The following is a 16429-nucleotide window of genomic DNA, read 5'->3' as shown; positions in this document are numbered from 1 at the left end:
CCGCCGGCTCACTGACTCATGGAGCCGACCACCATCGGGAACGACGTCTTGTCGAAGATGCCGTTGGCCAGGTTCTGCGGGACGATCTTGCCGTTGACCTTCAGCGTGGGCGTGCCGGTCGCACCGGACGTGTCGAAGGCCTTCTCGGAGGCGGTGACGAAGGAGCGGTGCTTCATGCCCTTCACCGCCGCGTCGAACCCGGCGCCGCGCAGGCCCCGTACCTGGGACGCCGTCCGGAGCAGGAACGCGTCGGTGTAGCCGTCGACGCTCTCGTCGGGCTGATGGGCGAAGAGGGCGTCGTGGAGCTCGACGAACCTGCCCGCGTCCAGCGCGGCCCGCAGGGCGTTGGCGGCCTTCTTCGAGCCCTCGCCGCCGAGCTTGTCGTCCAGGAAGGACGCGAGGGTGTACTCGGCCCTGACCTGGCCGGAACGGACCATCTCGCGCAGGGCCTCACCACCGCCCTGGGTCTCGAACCGCTCGCAGACCGGGCAGCGCATGTCCTCGTAGACGTGCACGACGGTCTTGGCGGTCGGGGAGCCGACGCGGACGGTGGTGCCGTCGGGGGCGAGGGACTCGGGCAGGTCGGCGTCCGTGGCGTAGGTCTGTGCCGGGGCGGACGCCTGGGCCTGCTTGTCGTCGGGTGCGGTGGCGTCGCCGTCGGTCTCGCCCTTCCCGCCGCATGCCGTCGTGACGGCTCCCAGCAGTACGGCCGCCGCGGCGAGCGTGGCGGCGGTACGGGTGCGGCGGGTGCCCTGCATGATCGTTCCCCTCGTGTCTCCAGGTCGGGGTACGACCCTATGTGATGCCCGCGCTACAGAGTGACGCCCACCGTCACCGGTTCGTTGACGAGGGTGATGCCGAAGGCCTGGTGGACGCCGGAGACGACCTCGCGGGCGAGGGCGAGGAGATCCTCGGTGGTGGCCTCGCCGCGGTTGGTCAGGGCGAGGGTGTGCTTGGTGGAGATGCGGGCGGGGCCGCTGCCGTAGCCCTTGGTGAAACCGGCCTTGTCGATGAGCCAGGCCGCGGAGGTCTTGGTGTGGCCGTCGCCCGCCGGGAAGGCAGGCGGTTCCATGTCGGCGCCGAGGCGGTCGTGGACGCGGGCGCGGAAGGCCGCGAAGGCCGTGTCCGTGAGGATCGGGTTGGTGAAGAAGGAACCGGCGGACCAGGTGTCGTGGTCGTCGGGGTCCAGCACCATGCCCTTGCCGGCGCGCAGCTTCAGGACGGTGTCGCGGGCCGTGTCGAGAGGGACGCGGTCGCCGGGTTCCACGCCGAGGACGCGGGCGGTCTCGGCGTAGCGGATCGGGGCGGAGAGGCCGCCGGCGTCCTCCAGCGCGAAGCGGACGCGGAGGACGACGTAGCGGTCCGGGTCCTGCTTGAAGCGGCTGTGACGGTAGGAGAAGGCGCACTCGGCGTTGGTAAGGGTGACCGTGCGGTGGGCGCGGCGGTCGTAGGCGATCACTTCGGTGATCGTGGCGGAGACGTCCTGGCCGTAGGCGCCGACGTTCTGGATCGGGGTGGCGCCGGCGGAGCCGGGGATGCCGGCGAGGCACTCGATGCCGGCGAGCCCGGCCTCCACGGTGCGGGCGACGGCATCTGTCCAGATCTCGCCGGCGGCGAGTTCCAGGGTGGTGCCGGTCAGCTCGACGCCGCGGGTGGCGATGCGGAGGGCGGTGCCGGCGAAGCCCTTGTCTCCGACGAGCAGGTTGGAGCCGCCGCCGATGATCAGCAGCGGGGTGCCGGTCGCGTCTGCCTCGCGGACGGCGTCGATCACCTCGGCGTCACTGCTCGCCGTGAGCAACCGGGTGGCGGGGCCGCCGAGCCGGAGGGTGGTGAGGGGGGCGAGGGGGGCGTCGTGTTGTTCGAGCACGCGAGCAAGCGTAAGCCTGCCGGCGGCGGGGCTGGGGTGGGTGGGGGTGCCTGCGGCGGCCTGCGCGGGTGTGTTGCGGCTGGTCACGGGGGCCTGCGGCGCTGGGTCGTCGCTCGCCTGCGGGGCTCGTCGTGGCTGGTCGCGGGGGCCTGCGGCAGCCTGCGCGGGTGCGTTGTGGCTGGGCGCCGTTGCTTGCGGTGCCTGGTCGTTTGTCGGCTGCGGGGTGGTGGGGGCTGGTCGCCGGTGCCTGCGGCGCCTGGTCGTATTCCGGCTGCCGACCGGTGGGGGCTGGTCGCCGGTGCCTGCGGCGCCTGGTCGTATGTCGGCTGCCGGCCGGTGGGGGCTGGTCGCGCCGTTCCCCGCGCCCCTTTTTTTGCCTGCGGCGGCCCGTTGTCGTCTCGTCGTGGCGTGCCTGGCGCCTACGGCCGATTCGTGAGTCGGGGCCGGGGCGGGGGGTGTCCGTCCTCGGTCCGGCCGCCCGTCCCCGACGAGGGCACCCTGTGCCGGTGCCGGCCGCTGCGGGCGGACACCCCCCACCCCGTCCCCTTACCGCCGTCGGCGACTGCACCGACGTCGTGGCGGGCGGCGGGTGCCGCAACGTCCTGGCGCGGGGCGGGTGCCGCAACGTCGTGGCGCGGGGCCGTGGGGTGCCGTCCCGCGCAGCTGCGACGGGTGCAGTGGTGGGCGGCCCCCATGCCGACACTGAAGGGGCCCCCAGGACCGCACGGGTGGGGGAGGCGCCCCGCCGGTGCCGGTGAGCGCCCGATCCCCGGCCGGCGCCGTCAGACGGCGGGCACGCAGCCGTCGGCAACCTCAGTGCGCCGACGTTTGCAAGGTCCGGGGTGTCTCCGAGGCCGAGTGGTCCGGCGTGACGCGGCGCCCGCGAGGGATCATCAGCGTCGCCGCCCCCGCCAGTGCGACCACCCCCGCCCCCGTGAACACCGCCGGCCGCAGCCCGTCGACGAAGGACTGCGCCGACTCGTAGCCACCCTGCGCCGAGAAGATCGACGACATCACGGCGATACCGAGCGCACCCCCGACCTCCCGCAGCGCGTTGTTCGCGCCTGAGGCGATTCCCTGCTCGGTGGCCCGGACGCTGGACATCACCAGATGGGAGGCCGGGGCGAAGAAGAGGGCCATCCCGACACCGCTGAGGATCAGACCCGGCAGCTGCGCGGCGTACGACGCGTGTTCGGTGGACGCGGAGGCCAGGTAGCCGAGCCCCGCGGCCTGGAGGAAGAGGCCCACCGCGACGACCGGCCGGCCGCCGACACGGTCGGCCAGGATCCCCGCGACCGGCGCGACGAGCATCGGCATGCCGGTCCACGGCAGCATCCGCAGCCCCGCCTCGGTCGGCGAGTAGCCGAGCACGCCCTGCATGTACTGGCTGAGCAGGAAGATCGACCCGAACATGCCCAGGAACATCAGCATGCTCGCCGCGTTGATCCCGGAGAACGCCCGCGAGCGGAACAGCCTCATCGGCAGCATGGGGTTCTTCGCTCGTGTCCCGTGCAGGACGAAGCCGGCCAGGAGCGCGCCGCCCGCGATCAGGCCGAGCAGGACGAGGGGGCTGGTCCAGCCGTCCGCCGGCCCGCGGACCAGGCCGTAGACGATCCCGAAGAGGCCGCCACTGGCGAGGAGCGTGCCGGGCAGGTCGAGCGGCGCCCCCGTGCCGTAGGACTCGGCGAGGCGGAGCCGGGCGAGGGGCAGCAGGGCGATGCCGAGGGGGACGTTCAGCCAGAAGATCCAGTGCCAGGAGATGTGCTCGGTCAGGCTGCCGCCGATCAGCGGCCCGGAGGCGACGGCGAGGCCGTTGACCGCGCCCCAGATGCCGTACGCCATGCCGCGCTTGGCGGCGGGTACGGCGGCCGTGAGCAGGGTGAGGGTGAGCGGCATCATGATCGCCGCGCCCACGCCCTGGACCGCCCGGGCGGCGATCAGCGCGCCGATGCCGGGCGCCATGGCCGCGGCCGCGGAGGCGACGGTGAAGACGGTGACGCCCACCTGGAAGAGCCGGCGGCGCCCGAAGCGGTCACCGAGTGCCGCGCCGAACATCAGCAGGACGGCGAAGGTGAGCGTGTACGCGCTGACCGTCCATTCGAGGTCGCCCAGCCCGCCGCCGAGGTCCTCGCGGATCGAGGGCAGTGCGGTGGTGACGACGAGGTTGTCGAGGGCCGCCATGAAGCCGGCGACGCTGGTGATGACCAGGGCCCAGGCGGTGCCCCGGGTGGTGGGTTGTGACATCTCTCCCCCAGGGAGTTCATTAGTTAGTGATTACTAATTTTGCTGGGTACGGGGAAGGCGACCACTGGGGGTCGCTTCCGTCAGTCCGCCGGGCGGCCGGGTGGGGCCAGTCCCGCCCACACCCGGTGGTCGCCCGGGAAGCCCATCGCCACCAGGCAGTTGATGAGCATGCCGTGCGCCATGAAGCTCGTCGTCTCGCCGGCGTCCGCCCCCAGGGCCAGGTGCACGGTGTCCCACAGCCGCAGCCAGCCCTGCCGTACGACCTCACCGAACTCGTGATCGCCGTCGGCCTCGGCGGCCGCGACCGCGAGGTACGTCTGCATCTGCATCATCAGCCGCTCGGGCTGCTCGGCGGTGACCCGCCGGTAGGCCCGGCCCATGGCGGCGACGGCCTCTTCGCCCTGCAGGCCCTCGGCCGCCTCCTCGAAGGTCCGGATGGTGTCCTCGATGCAGCGCTGGGCCGCCGCGAGGAAGATCGCCCGCTTGCCGGGGAACAGGCGGAAGAGATACGGCTGCGACACCCCGACCCGCTTGGCGATGGCCTCCGTGGAGGTGCCGTGGTACCCGCCCCGGGCGAACTCGGCGGTCGCCGCCCGGATGACGCTCTCCCGGCGCTCTTCTGCGCTCATCCTGACCATGGCAGTAAGTTAGTACTCAATCACTAACTAGGTCAAGCCGCAGACACGCGTAAGGGGCGCTCCGCCGTGGCGAGCGCCCCTTACGTGAGAGGTACGACGTGCGCGGCTCAGGCGAGGCGGACCAGAGCCCGGGACATGCCGAGCACCTTCTGGCCGGCGCTGCTCACCAGGAGGTCCACGCGTACGGTCTGGTCGTCCAGCTTGGCGGCGACCTTGGCGCTGACCTCGATCGTGGCGCCCTGCTCGTCGTCGGGCACGACGACCGGCCTGGTGAAGCGGACGCCGTACTCGACGACCGCGCCCGGGTCGCCGACCCAGTCGGTGACCACCCGGATCGCCTCGGCCATGGTGAACATGCCGTGGGCGATGACGTCCGGGAGGCCGACCTCCTTGGCGAACTTCTCGTTCCAGTGGATCGGGTTGAAGTCCCCGGAGGCGCCCGCGTACTGCACGAGTGTGGCGCGGGTCACGGGGAAGGACTGGGCCGGCAGCTCGGTGCCGACCTCGACGTCGTCGTAAGCGATCTTCGCCGCCATGGGTCGCGTCACACCTCCTCGGCCCCGCGGGCCACGAGCTTGGTCCAGGCGGTCACGACGTGCTCCCCGGCCTCGTCGTGGACCTCGCCGCGGACGTCCAGGATGTCGTTGCCGGCCATCGACTTGATCGCCTCGATGGTCGAGGTGACCGTGAGCCGGTCACCGGCCCGCACCGGGCGCCGGTAGGCGAACTTCTGGTCCCCGTGCACCACCCGGCTGTAGTCCAGGCCGAGCTGCGGGTCGGCGACGACCTGCCGGGCGGCCTTGAAGGTGATGGCGAACACAAAGGTCGGCGGAGCGATCACATCCGGGTGGCCGAGCGCCTTGGCGGCCTCCGGGTCGCTGTACGCCGGATTGGTGTCCCCCACCGCCTCCGCGAACTCCCGGATCTTCTCCCGGCCCACCTCATAGGGCTCGGTGGGCGGGTAGGTCCGCCCCACGAAGGACTGGTCGAGCGCCATGGCCCGGTACCTCCTGGTGTGAATCACTCCTGGTGTGAACAACGAACGTTCGCCGCAGTGACGAAACGACGCGAGGCCGCCCCCCAATGTCTCGGGGGCGGCCTCGTGTACGAGCCTGATTTATCGCGTTTCGCGGTGCGCGGTGTGCGCGTTGCAACGCGGGCAGTGCTTCTTCATCTCAAGACGGTCCGGGTTGTTACGCCGGTTCTTCTTGGTGATGTAGTTCCGCTCCTTGCACTCCACGCAGGCCAGCGTGATCTTCGGGCGGACGTCGGTGGCAGCCACGTGAGTGCTCCTTGACGAACGGTTGCTAGAGATTAATGCACATGAAGAGTAGCCGATCGACGGACCGACCCACCAATCGGCTACTGAAGTAGCGGTGACCGGACTTGAACCGGTGACACAGCGATTATGAGCCGCTTGCTCTACCGACTGAGCTACACCGCTGCGGTGTGATCGAATCCCGCCTCGCGACGAGAACCTCTCTCACCAGAGCCCCAAAACGGAATCGAACCGTTGACCTTCTCCTTACCATGGAGACGCTCTGCCGACTGAGCTATTGGGGCGAGCGAGGAAGACATTACACGGTCGCCCGCCGTTCGCCCAAATCCGATTCCTCCGGGCCCCTCAGGGGCCCCAGCAGCCCCTCCCACCCGAGGACCACACCGGTACGACTATTGCGCTCCTCCCTGACGTGCGCGGGCAGCCACCCTAGGCTCGACTCACTCTGTGTGATCTTGCGCCGCCGCGCGCGGTCCGACGAGCCCCTGGAGCGCGATGCCCGACAGTCAGCCGACACAGTCGACCCCGTCCTCGGGTCCTGCCGACCCGGGCCTGCTGCTGCTGTGCGGGGCACGGCTCACCGACGGCCGGCGGGTCGACGTAAGGCTGTGCGGCGGGCGCATCGAGGCGGTCGGCACCGCGGGAAGCCTCGCGGCCGAGACCCGGTGCCGCGGCACGCGCGTGGACCTGCGCGGCTACCTGCTGCTGCCGGCCCCGGCCGAGCCGCACGCCCACGCCGACACCGCCCTGTCGGCCGACGGCGACGGCCCGGCCCCGTCCGACCCCGAGGACGTCCAGCGGCGCGCCACCGAGGCCGCACTCCTCCAGTTGGGCCACGGGGCGACCGCCCTGCGCGCCCACGTGCGCGTGGGCGACGTACAGGGCCTCGGCGCGCTGGGCGCGGTCCTGCAGGCGCGGCGTGCGCTGCGCGGGCTCACCGAGCTGACGACGGTGGCCGTACCGCGCGTGCTGACGGGCCGGGCCGGGGCCGACGGGCTGGCGATGCTGCGTGACGCGATGAAGATGGGCGCCTCCGTCGTCGGCGGCTGCCCCGACCTCGACCCGGACCCCACGGGCTATGTGGAGGCCGTCCTGGAGGTCGCCTCCGAGCACGGCTGCCCGGTCGACCTGCACACCGACGCCGCCGACCCGGCCCGCCTGGCCCGGCTCGCGGCCATGGCGGGCGGCCTGCGCCCCGGCGTCACGCTCGGCCCGTGCGGCGGCCTGGACCGGCTGCCCGCGGAGGCGGCCGCCCGCACCGCGGACCAGCTCGCCGCGGCCGGTGTCGCCGTCGTCTGCCTGCCGCAGGGCGGCTGCGCGGGCGCCCAGGGGCGGGACACGGCGCCCGTACGTCTCCTGCGCGCCGCCGGCGTCCAGATGGCGGCCGGCAGCGGCGCACTGCGGGACGCCGCCAACCCGGTCGGCCGCGGCGACCCGCTGGAGGCCGCCTATCTGCTGGCCTCCCGCCACGGCCTGCGCCCCGAGGAGGCGTACGACGCCGTCAGCGCCTCCGCCCGCGCGATGCTCGGCCTGCCCGAGGTACGTGTGGAGGCGGGCTTCCCGGCCGAACTCCTGGCCGTACGCGGAGACCGCCTCGCCGCGGCCCTGTCCCTGGCCTACAGCCGCATCGTGATCCACCGGGGCCGGGTGGTGGCCCGCACCAGCGCGGTCAGAGAGTTCTGCGACTCGTCGGCAGCGGACCTGGACCTGCCCCGCCAGGGCCGCACGGAGCTGTCCTGACACACGCCACGCCGGACGCGGAACAGCGACGCGCCCGATGCCGCAGGCACCCGTCCCCCACCAGGCGTACGGTCGAAAGCATGCGCATTGTCATCGCTGGTGGTCATGGTCAGATCGCGCTGCGGCTGGAGCGGCTGCTCGCCGCGCGCGGGTACGAGGCCGCGGGGCTGATCCGCAAGGCCGAACAGGGCGACGACCTGCGGGCGGTCGGCGCCGAACCGGTGCTGCTGGACCTGGAGTCGGCGTCCGTGGAGCAGGTCGCGGACGCCCTGCGGGGCGCGGACGCGGCGGTGTTCGCCGCCGGCGCCGGCCCGGGCAGCGGAGTGGACCGCAAGGACACGGTGGACAAGGGCGCGGCGGTGCTCTTCGCGGACGCCGCCGTCCGGGCGGGCGTACGCCGGTTCGTGGTCGTGTCCTCGATGGGCGCGGACGCCCGGCACCAGGGCGACGAGGTGTTCGACGTGTACCTGCGCGCCAAGGGCGAGGCGGACGACCACGTGCGCGGCCTGGACGCCCTCGACTGGACGATCCTGCGCCCCGGTTCGCTGACGAACGACGCCGGCACCGGCCAGGTCCGTCTGGAGGCACACACCGGCCGCGGCCTGATCCCCCGCGACGACGTGGCCGCCGTGCTGGCGGAGTTGGTGGACACCCCGGCGACGGCGGGCCTGACCCTGGAACTGGTGAGCGGGTCGACGCCGGTGTCGGTGGCGGTGAAGTCGGTGGCGGGCAACTGAGGCCGGGCCGGCCGCCCTCAGAACAACGGCAGCTGCCCCGGGAACTCGGCAACGGCGTATCCGTCCAAGGACGGCTGCGCCGCGCCCAGTTGCGCCGGTCTGCGCGAGCCCGGGCACGAGACGAGCGCGCCGCTCTGCCGCGTGCCGGGCGGGTCGTGCCGGGCGTAGCGTCCCGCCACGACGGCGATCTCTCGACGGCACTCGGGGCAGTGTCTGCGACGGCTGGACATGCGACCAGTGTGCCCGGGGCCACTGACAACGACGTCCGCGCGCCGCGCACGGCTCGGCGCGCAAAACCTCCGCCGTCTCCTTAGCCTTCGTACGTGGCACACACCTTCGACGAGCTCGTGGAGAAACAGCGCGCGGCCAATGAGGCGCACACGCGCGTGCTGGAACTGCGCGAGGCCTACGGCCCGCCCACGGCGGCCCCGTGGACGCAGGAGCAGACCTCGACGTACGAGACGGCCTGGCGCGCCTGGCGGGACCTCGCGCGCGACGTGCAGGCATCGGTGTCCGAGTTCGCCAAGGACGAGGGCCGGATGCGCAACGAGGTCGAGGCGGAGGTGAAGAAGGCGTCGACCGAACCCGCGGAGGGCGGCTGAGCGCCGCGCCGGGACCAGGCGGGCCACCCACGCGGCTCGCCTCCCGAAGCTGACCGGACGCCCCCGACCAGACCGCTGAAACGGCGAGACCCCCTCGCGCTGCTTTTCAGCAGAGCGAGGGGGTCTCCCTCAGCGTGGCGGCGCCAGGATTCGAACCTGGGAAGGCTGAGCCGGCAGATTTACAGTCTGCTCCCTTTGGCCGCTCGGGCACACCGCCAAGTGGTGCTGCCGTCGAGCCGCCTTTCGGCGCTGCTCCCCGGCAACGACGTAAACAATACCCGATGCCCAGGGGTGCTTCGCCACCCGATTGATGACCACTCCCGCAGGGCTGGGTGACTAGGCTGGTCGGGATGCGGCCCGGGACCTACGCCGGGCCCGGCGGCAGCCCCACGGACGCCGATACGCACCCGTTTCGCACCCCGATACAAGGAGCCACAGGACATGGCCGACTCCAGTTTCGACATCGTCTCGAAGGTCGAGCGGCAGGAGGTCGACAACGCCCTCAACCAGGCCGCCAAGGAGATCTCGCAGCGCTACGACTTCAAGGGCGTGGGTGCCTCGATCTCGTGGTCCGGTGACAAGATCCTCATGGAGGCGAACTCCGAGGACCGGGTGAACGCTGTCCTCGACGTCTTCCAGTCCAAGCTGATCAAGCGCGGCATCTCGCTGAAGGCCCTGGAGGCGGGCGAGCCGCAGCTGTCCGGCAAGGAGTACAAGATCTTCGCGGAGATCCAGGAGGGCATCTCCCAGGACAACGCCAAGAAGGTGGCGAAGATCATCCGCGACGAGGGCCCCAAGGGCGTCAAGGCGCAGGTCCAGGGTGACGAGCTGCGGGTCAGCTCCAAGAGCCGTGACGACCTGCAGGCCGTCATCGCGCTGCTGAAGGGCAAGGACTTCGACTTCGCGCTGCAGTTCGTGAACTACCGGTAGGACCTCGCCGCAGTTCGTGAACCACCTTGCAGGACCTCGCGCCGCAGTTCGTGAACCACCGGGCAGGACCGCCGGCCGAACGACAAAGGGTGGGCCCCCGAGCGCCGGGGGCCCACCCTTCGCGCTGCGTGCGGCGGTCAGTCGCGCGAGTTGCCGAACAGGATGCGATAGGCGATCAGCAGGACCAGCGAGCCGCCGATGGCCGCCGCCCAGGTGGCGCCGTCGTAGAAGTCCTTGGCGATCGGGTGGTCCAGCCAGCGGGCCGAGATCCAGCCGCCGATGAAGGCGCCCGCGACACCGATGAGGGTGGTGCCGATGAAGCCGCCCGGGTCGCGGCCCGGCAGCAGGAACTTGGCGATGGCTCCGGCCAGCAGGCCGAGGATGATCCAGCTGATGATTCCCATGCCGTGAACCTGCCCTTCCGCGCCGTGCCGGCCCCGTCCGAGTCCTGTGATCCTCGTCCGGGCGGCCCTGGTGCGCGTGTTCGTGCGTCGTTGATGAACAGGACGTCACACGGACGGCCGATGGTTGCGGCGATCAGTAGGGTGCGGGTCATGACACAGTCCGGACCGGCCGTCGGCGGTGAACTGCGGCGCACCCTCGGTGTCGGTGACGCCGTGGTCGTCGGGCTCGGTTCGATGATCGGGGCCGGGATCTTCGCCGCCCTGGGCCCGGCCGCCCGCGCCGCCGGGTCCGGCCTGCTGCCCGCTCTGGCCCTCGCCGCCGTCGTCGCCTACTGCAACGCCCTGTCCTCGGCCCGGCTGGCGGCCCGCTATCCCGCCTCGGGCGGCACGTACGTGTACGGCAGGGAGCGGCTGGGCGCGTTCTGGGGCTACCTCGCGGGCTGGTCGTTCGTGGTCGGCAAGACCGCGTCGTGCGCGGCGATGGCGCTGACCGTGGGCGCGTACGTGTGGCCCGGGCAGGCACATGCCGTGGCGGTCGCGGCCGTCGTGGCGCTGACCGCCGTGAACTACGGCGGCGTACAGAAGTCGGCGTGGCTGACCCGGGTGATCGTGGCGGTCGTCCTGGGCGTGCTGGCGTGTGTCGTCGTGGCGTGCCTGGCGTCGGGGACGGCGGACGGGGGACGGCTGGACGTCGGCGCCCCCAGCGGCGCGGGCGGCGTACTGCAGGCGGGCGGTCTGCTGTTCTTCGCCTTCGCCGGGTACGCCAGGATCGCCACCCTCGGTGAGGAGGTGCGCGATCCGGCGCGGACCATTCCGCGGGCGATCCCGCTGGCGCTGGGCATCGCGCTGGGCGTCTACGCGTGCGTGGCGGTCGCCGTCCTCGCCGTACTGGGCGCGGACCGGCTCGGTGAGGCGGGCGCGCCGCTGGCCGACGCGGTGCGCGCGGCGGGCGTGCCGGGGCTGGCACCGGTGGTGCGGGCGGGGGCGGCCGTGGCGGCGCTGGGCTCGCTGCTCGCGCTGATCCTGGGCGTGTCGCGGACGACGCTGGCGATGGCCCGGGACCGCCATCTGCCGGCCGTACTGGCGGCCGTTCATCCGCGCTTCAAGGTGCCGCACCGGGCCGAGCTCGCCGTGGGCGCGGTGGTCGCGGTGCTGGCCGCCACAGTGGACGTACGCGGGGCGATCGGCTTCTCCTCGTTCGGCGTCCTGGCCTACTACGCCGTCGCCAACGCCTCGGCCTGGACGCTGACGTCGGCCTGGCACACGCGCGTGGTGCCCGCCGTGGGCCTCGTGGGCTGCGCGACCCTGGCCTTCGCCCTGCCGGCCCTGTCCGTGGCCATCGGCGCGGGCGTGCTGGCGGTGGGCGCGGGGGCGTACGCGGTACGGCGGTGGATCGGCCGCGCGTGACCGGTGTACGGCAGCCGTGCGCGGCCCTTCGTCAGCGCGCGGCGAACGGCTCGTCGGTGCGGACGATGTCCCGGCCCAGCGGGAACAGCGAGACCGGGATCAGCTTGAAGTTGGCGACGCCGAACGGGATGCCGATGATCGTGACGCACAGGGCGATGCCGGTGACGATGTGTCCGATGGCCAGCCACCAGCCCGCGAGGATCAGCCAAAGGACGTTGCCGACGCAGGAGGGCGCGCCGGCGTCACCTCGCTCGACGGTGGTGTACCCGAAGGGCCACAACGCGTAGACGCCGATACGAAAGGCCGCGATCCCGAACGGGATGCCGATGATCGTGATGCAGAGCAGCACGCCGGCGAGGAGATAGCCGAGGAACAGCCAGAAGCCGCTCAGGATCAGCCAGATGACGTTCAGAATGGTTCTCACAGCGGGCGACCTGCCATCTTCTCGAGCCGGGCGATACGGTCCGCCATCGGCGGGTGGGTGGAGAACATCTTGGACAGACCCTGACCTGCGCGGAACGGGTTCGCGATCATCATGTGACTGGTCGTCTCGAGGCGCGGCTCGGGCGGCAGCGGCAACTGCTGGGTGCCTGTCTCCAGTTTGCGCAGCGCGCCGGCGAGGGCGAGCGGATCGCCGGTGAGGCGGGCCCCTGAGGCGTCCGCCTCGTACTCCCGGGAGCGGCTGATGGCGAGCTGGATGACGCCGGCGGCGATCGGTCCGAGCAGCATGATCAGCAGCATGCCGAACAGGCCGGGGCCCTCGTCGTCGTCCGAACGGCCGACGGGGATGAGCCAGGCGAAGTTCACCAGGAACATGATCACCGAGGCGAGTGCGCCGGCCACCGACGAGATCAGGATGTCTCGGTTGTAGACATGGCTGAGCTCGTGGCCGATGACGCCGCGCAGCTCCCGCTCGTCGAGCAGGCGCAGGATGCCCTCCGTGCAGCACACGGCGGCGTTGCGCGGGTTGCGGCCGGTCGCGAAGGCGTTGGGCGCCTCCGTCGGCGAGATGTACAGGCGCGGCATGGGCTGGCGGGCCTGCGTGGACAGGTCGCGGACCATGCGGTAGAGCCCCGGCGCCTCGAACTCGCTGACCGGGCGGGCCCGCATCGCGCGCAGGGCCAGCTTGTCGCTGTTCCAGTACGCGTACGCGTTGGTGCCCAGTGCCACCAGAACGGCCACGATCAGGCCCGTACGGCCGAAGAAGCTGCCGATGACGATGATGAGTGCGGACAGCCCCCCGAGGAGTACTGCCGTCCTGAGCCCGTTGTGCCGGCGGTGCACGGTACACCCTCCAAGTGGTGCGGCAGGGGAACCCTTTGCCTTGCTGATCTGCGGTAGCCACTGAGGTCGTGGTGTCACGTCCAGTGGACCCTCCCGCTCTGGTCAACGCCAGGCGAGGGCCGCCAGTTCCCCGGCGATCGCGGGGGCCCGTGCGCCACTCGGGTGAGGGGCCCCCGCGGCACCGTCAGAAGAGCGCCGTGTCCGCGAAGCGCAGGACCAGCTGCGGTGCGCCGGACAGTGCGACGGCGACGAGCGCGGTGAGGGCGAGGGCCGCGGTGAGCGGTGCCGGGAGGCGGTGCCGGGCGGCCTCGCCGTCGGGGGCGCGGAACAGCAGGGCCGTCCACTGCAGGTAGTAGAACAGCGCGATCACCACGTTGACCGCCATGATCACCGCGAGCCAGCCCAGGCCGGCGTCGACGGCCGCGGAGAAGACGGTGACCTTCGCGAACAGGCCGATGACGCCCGGCGGGAGACCGGCCAGGCAGAGCAGGAAGAAGGCCATCAGCAGGGCGGTGAGCGGGTTGGTGGCGTACAGGCCGCGGTAGTCCGCGACGCGGTTGAGCAGCTTCGTACGGCCCACCAGCGCGGCCACCGCGAAGGCGCCGAGGTTCACCGCGCCGTACATCAGGGCGTAGGCGACCGTGGAGCCGATCGAGTGCGCGGGGTCGTCCGTGTAGGCCGCGGCGGCGATCGGCACCAGCAGGTAGCCGGCCTGGCCGACGGAGGACCAGGCGAGCAGCCGGACGGCGCTGTACGCGCGCGTGGCCTGCTGGCGCAGGGCGCCGACGTTGCCGACGGTCATGGTGAGGGCGGCGAGCACGGCGAGCGCAGGACCCCAGGCGTCGGCGTACGACGGGAGGGCGACGACGGTGACGAGGATCAGCCCGGAGAAGCCGACGGCCTTTCCGACGACCGACAGGTAGGCGGCGATCGGCAGTGGCGCGCCGACGTAGGTGTCGGGCACCCAGAAGTGGAAGGGGACGGCCGCGGTCTTGAAGGCGAAGCCGATGAGGGTGAGGACGACACCCGTCTGGGCGAGGGTCTGGAACTGGCCGTCGACGTGCTGGATGCGGTCGGCGATCTGCGTGAGGTAGAGGGTGCCGGTCGTGGCGTACAGGAAGCTGACGCCCATGAGGCTGACGGCGGTGGCCGTCACCGACGACAGGAAGAACTTCAGGGCCGCCTCGGAGGACCGCTTGTCGCCGTGGCGCAGGCCGACGAGCGCGAAGGCGGGCAGGGAGGCGACCTCGAGGGCGACGATGAGCGTGGCGAGGTCGCGGGAGGCGGGCAGCAGGGCGGCGCCGGCGGCGGAGGACAGCAGCAGGAACCAGTACTCGCCCTCCGGCATGTCCTTGCGGGCGTCCTTCAGGGCGGTCACCGACAGCAGGGCGGCCAGCAGGGCGCCGCCGAGGACGAGCAGCTGGATGACGAGGGTGAAGCGGTCCGCCGTGTAGCTGCACGCGTCCTGACGGGTGGGCAGGCAGAAGGTGGTCCGGTCGCCGTCGAGGAGCGGCAGCAGCAGGAGGGCGGAGCCGGCGAGTCCGGCCACGGAGATCCAGCCGAGGACGGCCTTCTTCGCGTCCGGCAGGAACAGGTCGGCGACGAGGACGGCCAGGCCGACGACGGCCGTCAGGGTGGGCGGCGCGATCGCGAGCCAGTCGACGGACTGGACGAGGGACTCCGCCAGCGGCTGGGCGAGCGGCTGGGCCGGGGAGCTCATCGGGTGCCTCCTGCGAGGAGCTGCTGCACGGCCGGGTCGGTCAGTCCGAGCAGGGCCTTGGGCCACAGGCCCGCGACGACGGTGAGGACGACGAGCGGGGTCCAGGCCGCGAACTCGTACGTGTGGACGTCGGCGAGCTTCGGGGTGTCCTGGGGGACGGCGCCCATGCAGACGCGGCGGACCACGACGAGCATGTACGCGGCCGTCAGCAGGGTGCCGAACGCGCCGACCGCCATGAACGTGAGGAAGGCGGGACGGCTGAGGTCGGCGGCGGGCTTGAACGCGCCGAACAGCGCGAGCATCTCGCCCCAGAACCCGGCCAGGCCCGGCAGGCCGAGCGAGGCGACCGCGCCGAAGGCGAGCAGGCCGCCGAGGCGCGGGGCCTTGCCGTACAGCGCCGCGCCGGTCTCCTCGGCGAGGGTGTCGAGGTCGGTGGTGCCGGTGCGGTCCTTGAGGCCGCCGACCAGGAAGAACAGCAGGCCGGTGATGAGGCCGTGGGCGATGTTCGCGAACAGGGCGCCGTTGACGCCGGTCGGGGACATCGTGGCGATGCCGAGCAGGACGAAGCCCATGTGGCCGACGGAGGAGTAGGCGATCAGCCGCTTGAGGTCGCCCTTCGCGCCCCGCTTGGCGAGGGCCAGGCAGGCCAGGGATCCGTAGATGATCCCGACGACGGCGAGGGCGGCGAGGTAGGGCGCGAAGGTGCGCATGCCGTCCGGGGCGATCGGCAGCAGGATCCGGACGAACCCGTACGTACCCATCTTCAGCAGGACACCGGCCAGCAGGACCGAGCCGACGGTCGGCGCGGCGGTGTGCGCGTCGGGCAGCCAGCTGTGCAGCGGCCACATCGGGGTCTTCACGGCGAGCCCGATCCCGATCGCCAGTACGGCGATGACCTGCACGGACGTGGTCAGCGACCGGCCGTTGTCAGTGGCGAGTGCCACCATGTCGAAGGTGCCGGCTCGCAGGCCGATCAGGAGCAGGCCGAGCAGCATGACCACCGAGCCGAGCAGCGTGTACAGGATGAACTTCCACGCCGCCGCGGCCCGGCCCTCGCCGCCCCAGCGGGCGATGAGGAAGTACATGGGGATCAGGACCATCTCGAAGGCGAGGAAGAACAGGATCAGGTCGAGGACGGCGAAGGTGGCGAGGGTGCCGGACTCCAGGACCAGGATCAGGGCGACGAAGGCCTTCGGGGACGGCCCCGCGGGCATCTTGAAGTAGCTGTACAGGGCGCTGAGGAAGGTCAGCAGCGCGGTCAGGACCAGCAGGGGGAGGGAGATGCCGTCGATGCCGAGGTGGATGCGCACGTCGAGTGCGGGGATCCAGCTGATGTCGGTACTGGCCTGCATCTTCGACGGGTGGTCGTGGTCGAAGCCGAGCGCCAGGACGATCGCGGCGATGAGGACCACGCCGGTCACGGTCACACCGTGGCGGAGCACGGCCTGCTCCGGGGACTTCCCCTTCAGCCCGGGCGGGGCCGGCAGGAGAGCGGCGACCGCGCCGAGGAGCGGGCCGACGACGACGAATGCCAGAAGGAACTGCATCACGGACTCGTTGATATCGATCACGCCTGC

General features: G+C 71.8%; 18 protein-coding genes and 3 tRNA genes. 5 read left to right on the top strand and 16 right to left on the bottom strand.

The features are described from left to right. Positions 1 to 8 precede the first annotated feature (8 nt). The 9 genes from ACZ67Q_RS24945 to ACZ67Q_RS24905 form a co-directional block, all read right to left on the bottom strand. Positions 9 to 758 (bottom strand): DsbA family protein, encoded by a 750-nt coding sequence (locus tag ACZ67Q_RS24945; RefSeq protein WP_471185951.1) that lies wholly within the window; start codon positions 756 to 758, stop codon positions 9 to 11. Positions 759 to 811: 53 nt separating this feature from the next. Next, entirely contained in the window at positions 812 to 1867 is a 1056-nt protein-coding gene (locus tag ACZ67Q_RS24940; RefSeq protein WP_471185949.1) for a UDP-N-acetylmuramate dehydrogenase, read from the bottom strand. A gap of 813 nt (positions 1868 to 2680) precedes the next feature. Further along, complete coding sequence (locus ACZ67Q_RS24935) at positions 2681 to 4111, bottom strand: DHA2 family efflux MFS transporter permease subunit (protein WP_471185946.1); 1431 nt, start codon at positions 4109 to 4111, stop codon at positions 2681 to 2683. A gap of 80 nt (positions 4112 to 4191) precedes the next feature. Then, entirely contained in the window at positions 4192 to 4749 is a 558-nt protein-coding gene (locus ACZ67Q_RS24930) for a TetR/AcrR family transcriptional regulator (protein WP_471185944.1), read from the bottom strand. 107 nt (positions 4750 to 4856) lie between these two features. Then, positions 4857 to 5285, bottom strand: a complete 429-nt coding sequence (locus tag ACZ67Q_RS24925; RefSeq protein WP_471185941.1) for a MaoC family dehydratase — start codon at positions 5283 to 5285, stop codon at positions 4857 to 4859. Between the two features lie 8 nt (positions 5286 to 5293). Then, a complete protein-coding gene (locus ACZ67Q_RS24920) occupies positions 5294 to 5746 on the bottom strand; it encodes an FAS1-like dehydratase domain-containing protein (RefSeq protein WP_471185938.1) in 453 nt (150 codons plus the stop codon). 120 nt (positions 5747 to 5866) lie between these two features. After that, the gene (gene rpmG / locus ACZ67Q_RS24915) at positions 5867 to 6031 is read right to left on the bottom strand and encodes a 50S ribosomal protein L33 (protein WP_003948671.1); all 165 of its coding nucleotides are present in this window, start codon (positions 6029 to 6031) and stop codon (positions 5867 to 5869) included. An 89-nt stretch (positions 6032 to 6120) separates the two neighbouring features. Then, positions 6121 to 6193 (bottom strand) — tRNA-Met (locus ACZ67Q_RS24910). 46 nt (positions 6194 to 6239) lie between these two features. Continuing rightward, a tRNA-Thr gene (locus ACZ67Q_RS24905) sits at positions 6240 to 6312 on the bottom strand. A gap of 211 nt (positions 6313 to 6523) precedes the next feature. On the opposite strand from ACZ67Q_RS24905, the gene ACZ67Q_RS24900 reads away from it, so the two are divergent. Then, a complete protein-coding gene (locus ACZ67Q_RS24900) occupies positions 6524 to 7768 on the top strand; it encodes an amidohydrolase family protein (protein ID WP_471185935.1) in 1245 nt (414 codons plus the stop codon). 80 nt (positions 7769 to 7848) lie between these two features. Then, positions 7849 to 8505 carry an SDR family oxidoreductase gene (locus ACZ67Q_RS24895; protein ID WP_471185932.1) on the top strand — a complete coding sequence of 219 codons (657 nt, stop codon included), beginning with the start codon at positions 7849 to 7851 and terminating at the stop codon, positions 8503 to 8505. Between the two features lie 17 nt (positions 8506 to 8522). On the opposite strand, the gene ACZ67Q_RS24890 is transcribed toward ACZ67Q_RS24895, so the two are convergent. Further along, positions 8523 to 8735, bottom strand: a complete 213-nt coding sequence (locus tag ACZ67Q_RS24890; protein ID WP_471185929.1) for a hypothetical protein — start codon at positions 8733 to 8735, stop codon at positions 8523 to 8525. 93 nt (positions 8736 to 8828) lie between these two features. Between ACZ67Q_RS24890 and ACZ67Q_RS24885 the strand changes: the two genes are divergently transcribed. After that, entirely contained in the window at positions 8829 to 9107 is a 279-nt protein-coding gene (locus ACZ67Q_RS24885) for a hypothetical protein (protein WP_471185926.1), read from the top strand. A 135-nt stretch (positions 9108 to 9242) separates the two neighbouring features. Here the strand turns inward: ACZ67Q_RS24885 and ACZ67Q_RS24880 are convergent. Continuing rightward, a tRNA-Tyr gene (locus tag ACZ67Q_RS24880) sits at positions 9243 to 9324 on the bottom strand. A 224-nt stretch (positions 9325 to 9548) separates the two neighbouring features. On the opposite strand from ACZ67Q_RS24880, the gene ACZ67Q_RS24875 reads away from it, so the two are divergent. Next, positions 9549 to 10037, top strand: coding sequence for a YajQ family cyclic di-GMP-binding protein (locus tag ACZ67Q_RS24875; protein WP_471185923.1), 489 nt, complete (start codon positions 9549 to 9551; stop codon positions 10035 to 10037). A 137-nt stretch (positions 10038 to 10174) separates the two neighbouring features. Here the strand turns inward: ACZ67Q_RS24875 and ACZ67Q_RS24870 are convergent, their stop codons facing one another. After that, entirely contained in the window at positions 10175 to 10441 is a 267-nt protein-coding gene (locus ACZ67Q_RS24870) for a GlsB/YeaQ/YmgE family stress response membrane protein (protein ID WP_361630652.1), read from the bottom strand. 150 nt (positions 10442 to 10591) lie between these two features. On the opposite strand from ACZ67Q_RS24870, the gene ACZ67Q_RS24865 reads away from it, so the two are divergent. Beyond that, positions 10592 to 11848: an APC family permease gene (locus tag ACZ67Q_RS24865; RefSeq protein WP_471185920.1), complete on the top strand. Its 1257-nt coding sequence runs from the start codon at positions 10592 to 10594 to the stop codon at positions 11846 to 11848. A gap of 31 nt (positions 11849 to 11879) precedes the next feature. Here ACZ67Q_RS24865 and ACZ67Q_RS24860 read toward each other — a convergent pair whose 3' ends face one another. From ACZ67Q_RS24860 to ACZ67Q_RS24845, 4 genes are all read right to left on the bottom strand, one after another. After that, positions 11880 to 12272, bottom strand: coding sequence for a YccF domain-containing protein (locus tag ACZ67Q_RS24860; protein ID WP_471185917.1), 393 nt, complete (start codon positions 12270 to 12272; stop codon positions 11880 to 11882). Beyond that, complete coding sequence (gene htpX, locus ACZ67Q_RS24855) at positions 12269 to 13132, bottom strand: zinc metalloprotease HtpX (protein ID WP_471185915.1); 864 nt, start codon at positions 13130 to 13132, stop codon at positions 12269 to 12271. The genes ACZ67Q_RS24860 and htpX overlap by 4 nt, the downstream gene beginning before the upstream one ends. A 184-nt stretch (positions 13133 to 13316) precedes the next feature. Further along, positions 13317 to 14852 (bottom strand): NADH-quinone oxidoreductase subunit N, encoded by a 1536-nt coding sequence (locus ACZ67Q_RS24850; protein ID WP_471185912.1) that lies wholly within the window; start codon positions 14850 to 14852, stop codon positions 13317 to 13319. Further along, the gene (locus ACZ67Q_RS24845) at positions 14849 to 16423 is read right to left on the bottom strand and encodes a complex I subunit 4 family protein (RefSeq protein WP_471185909.1); all 1575 of its coding nucleotides are present in this window, start codon (positions 16421 to 16423) and stop codon (positions 14849 to 14851) included. The genes ACZ67Q_RS24850 and ACZ67Q_RS24845 overlap by 4 nt, the downstream gene beginning before the upstream one ends. Between the last annotated feature and the right edge of the window lie 6 nt (positions 16424 to 16429).

The sequence above is a fragment of the Streptomyces sp. NPDC036813 genome (assembly GCF_055609245.1).
This window is presented reverse-complemented; position numbering and strand designations above follow the sequence as displayed.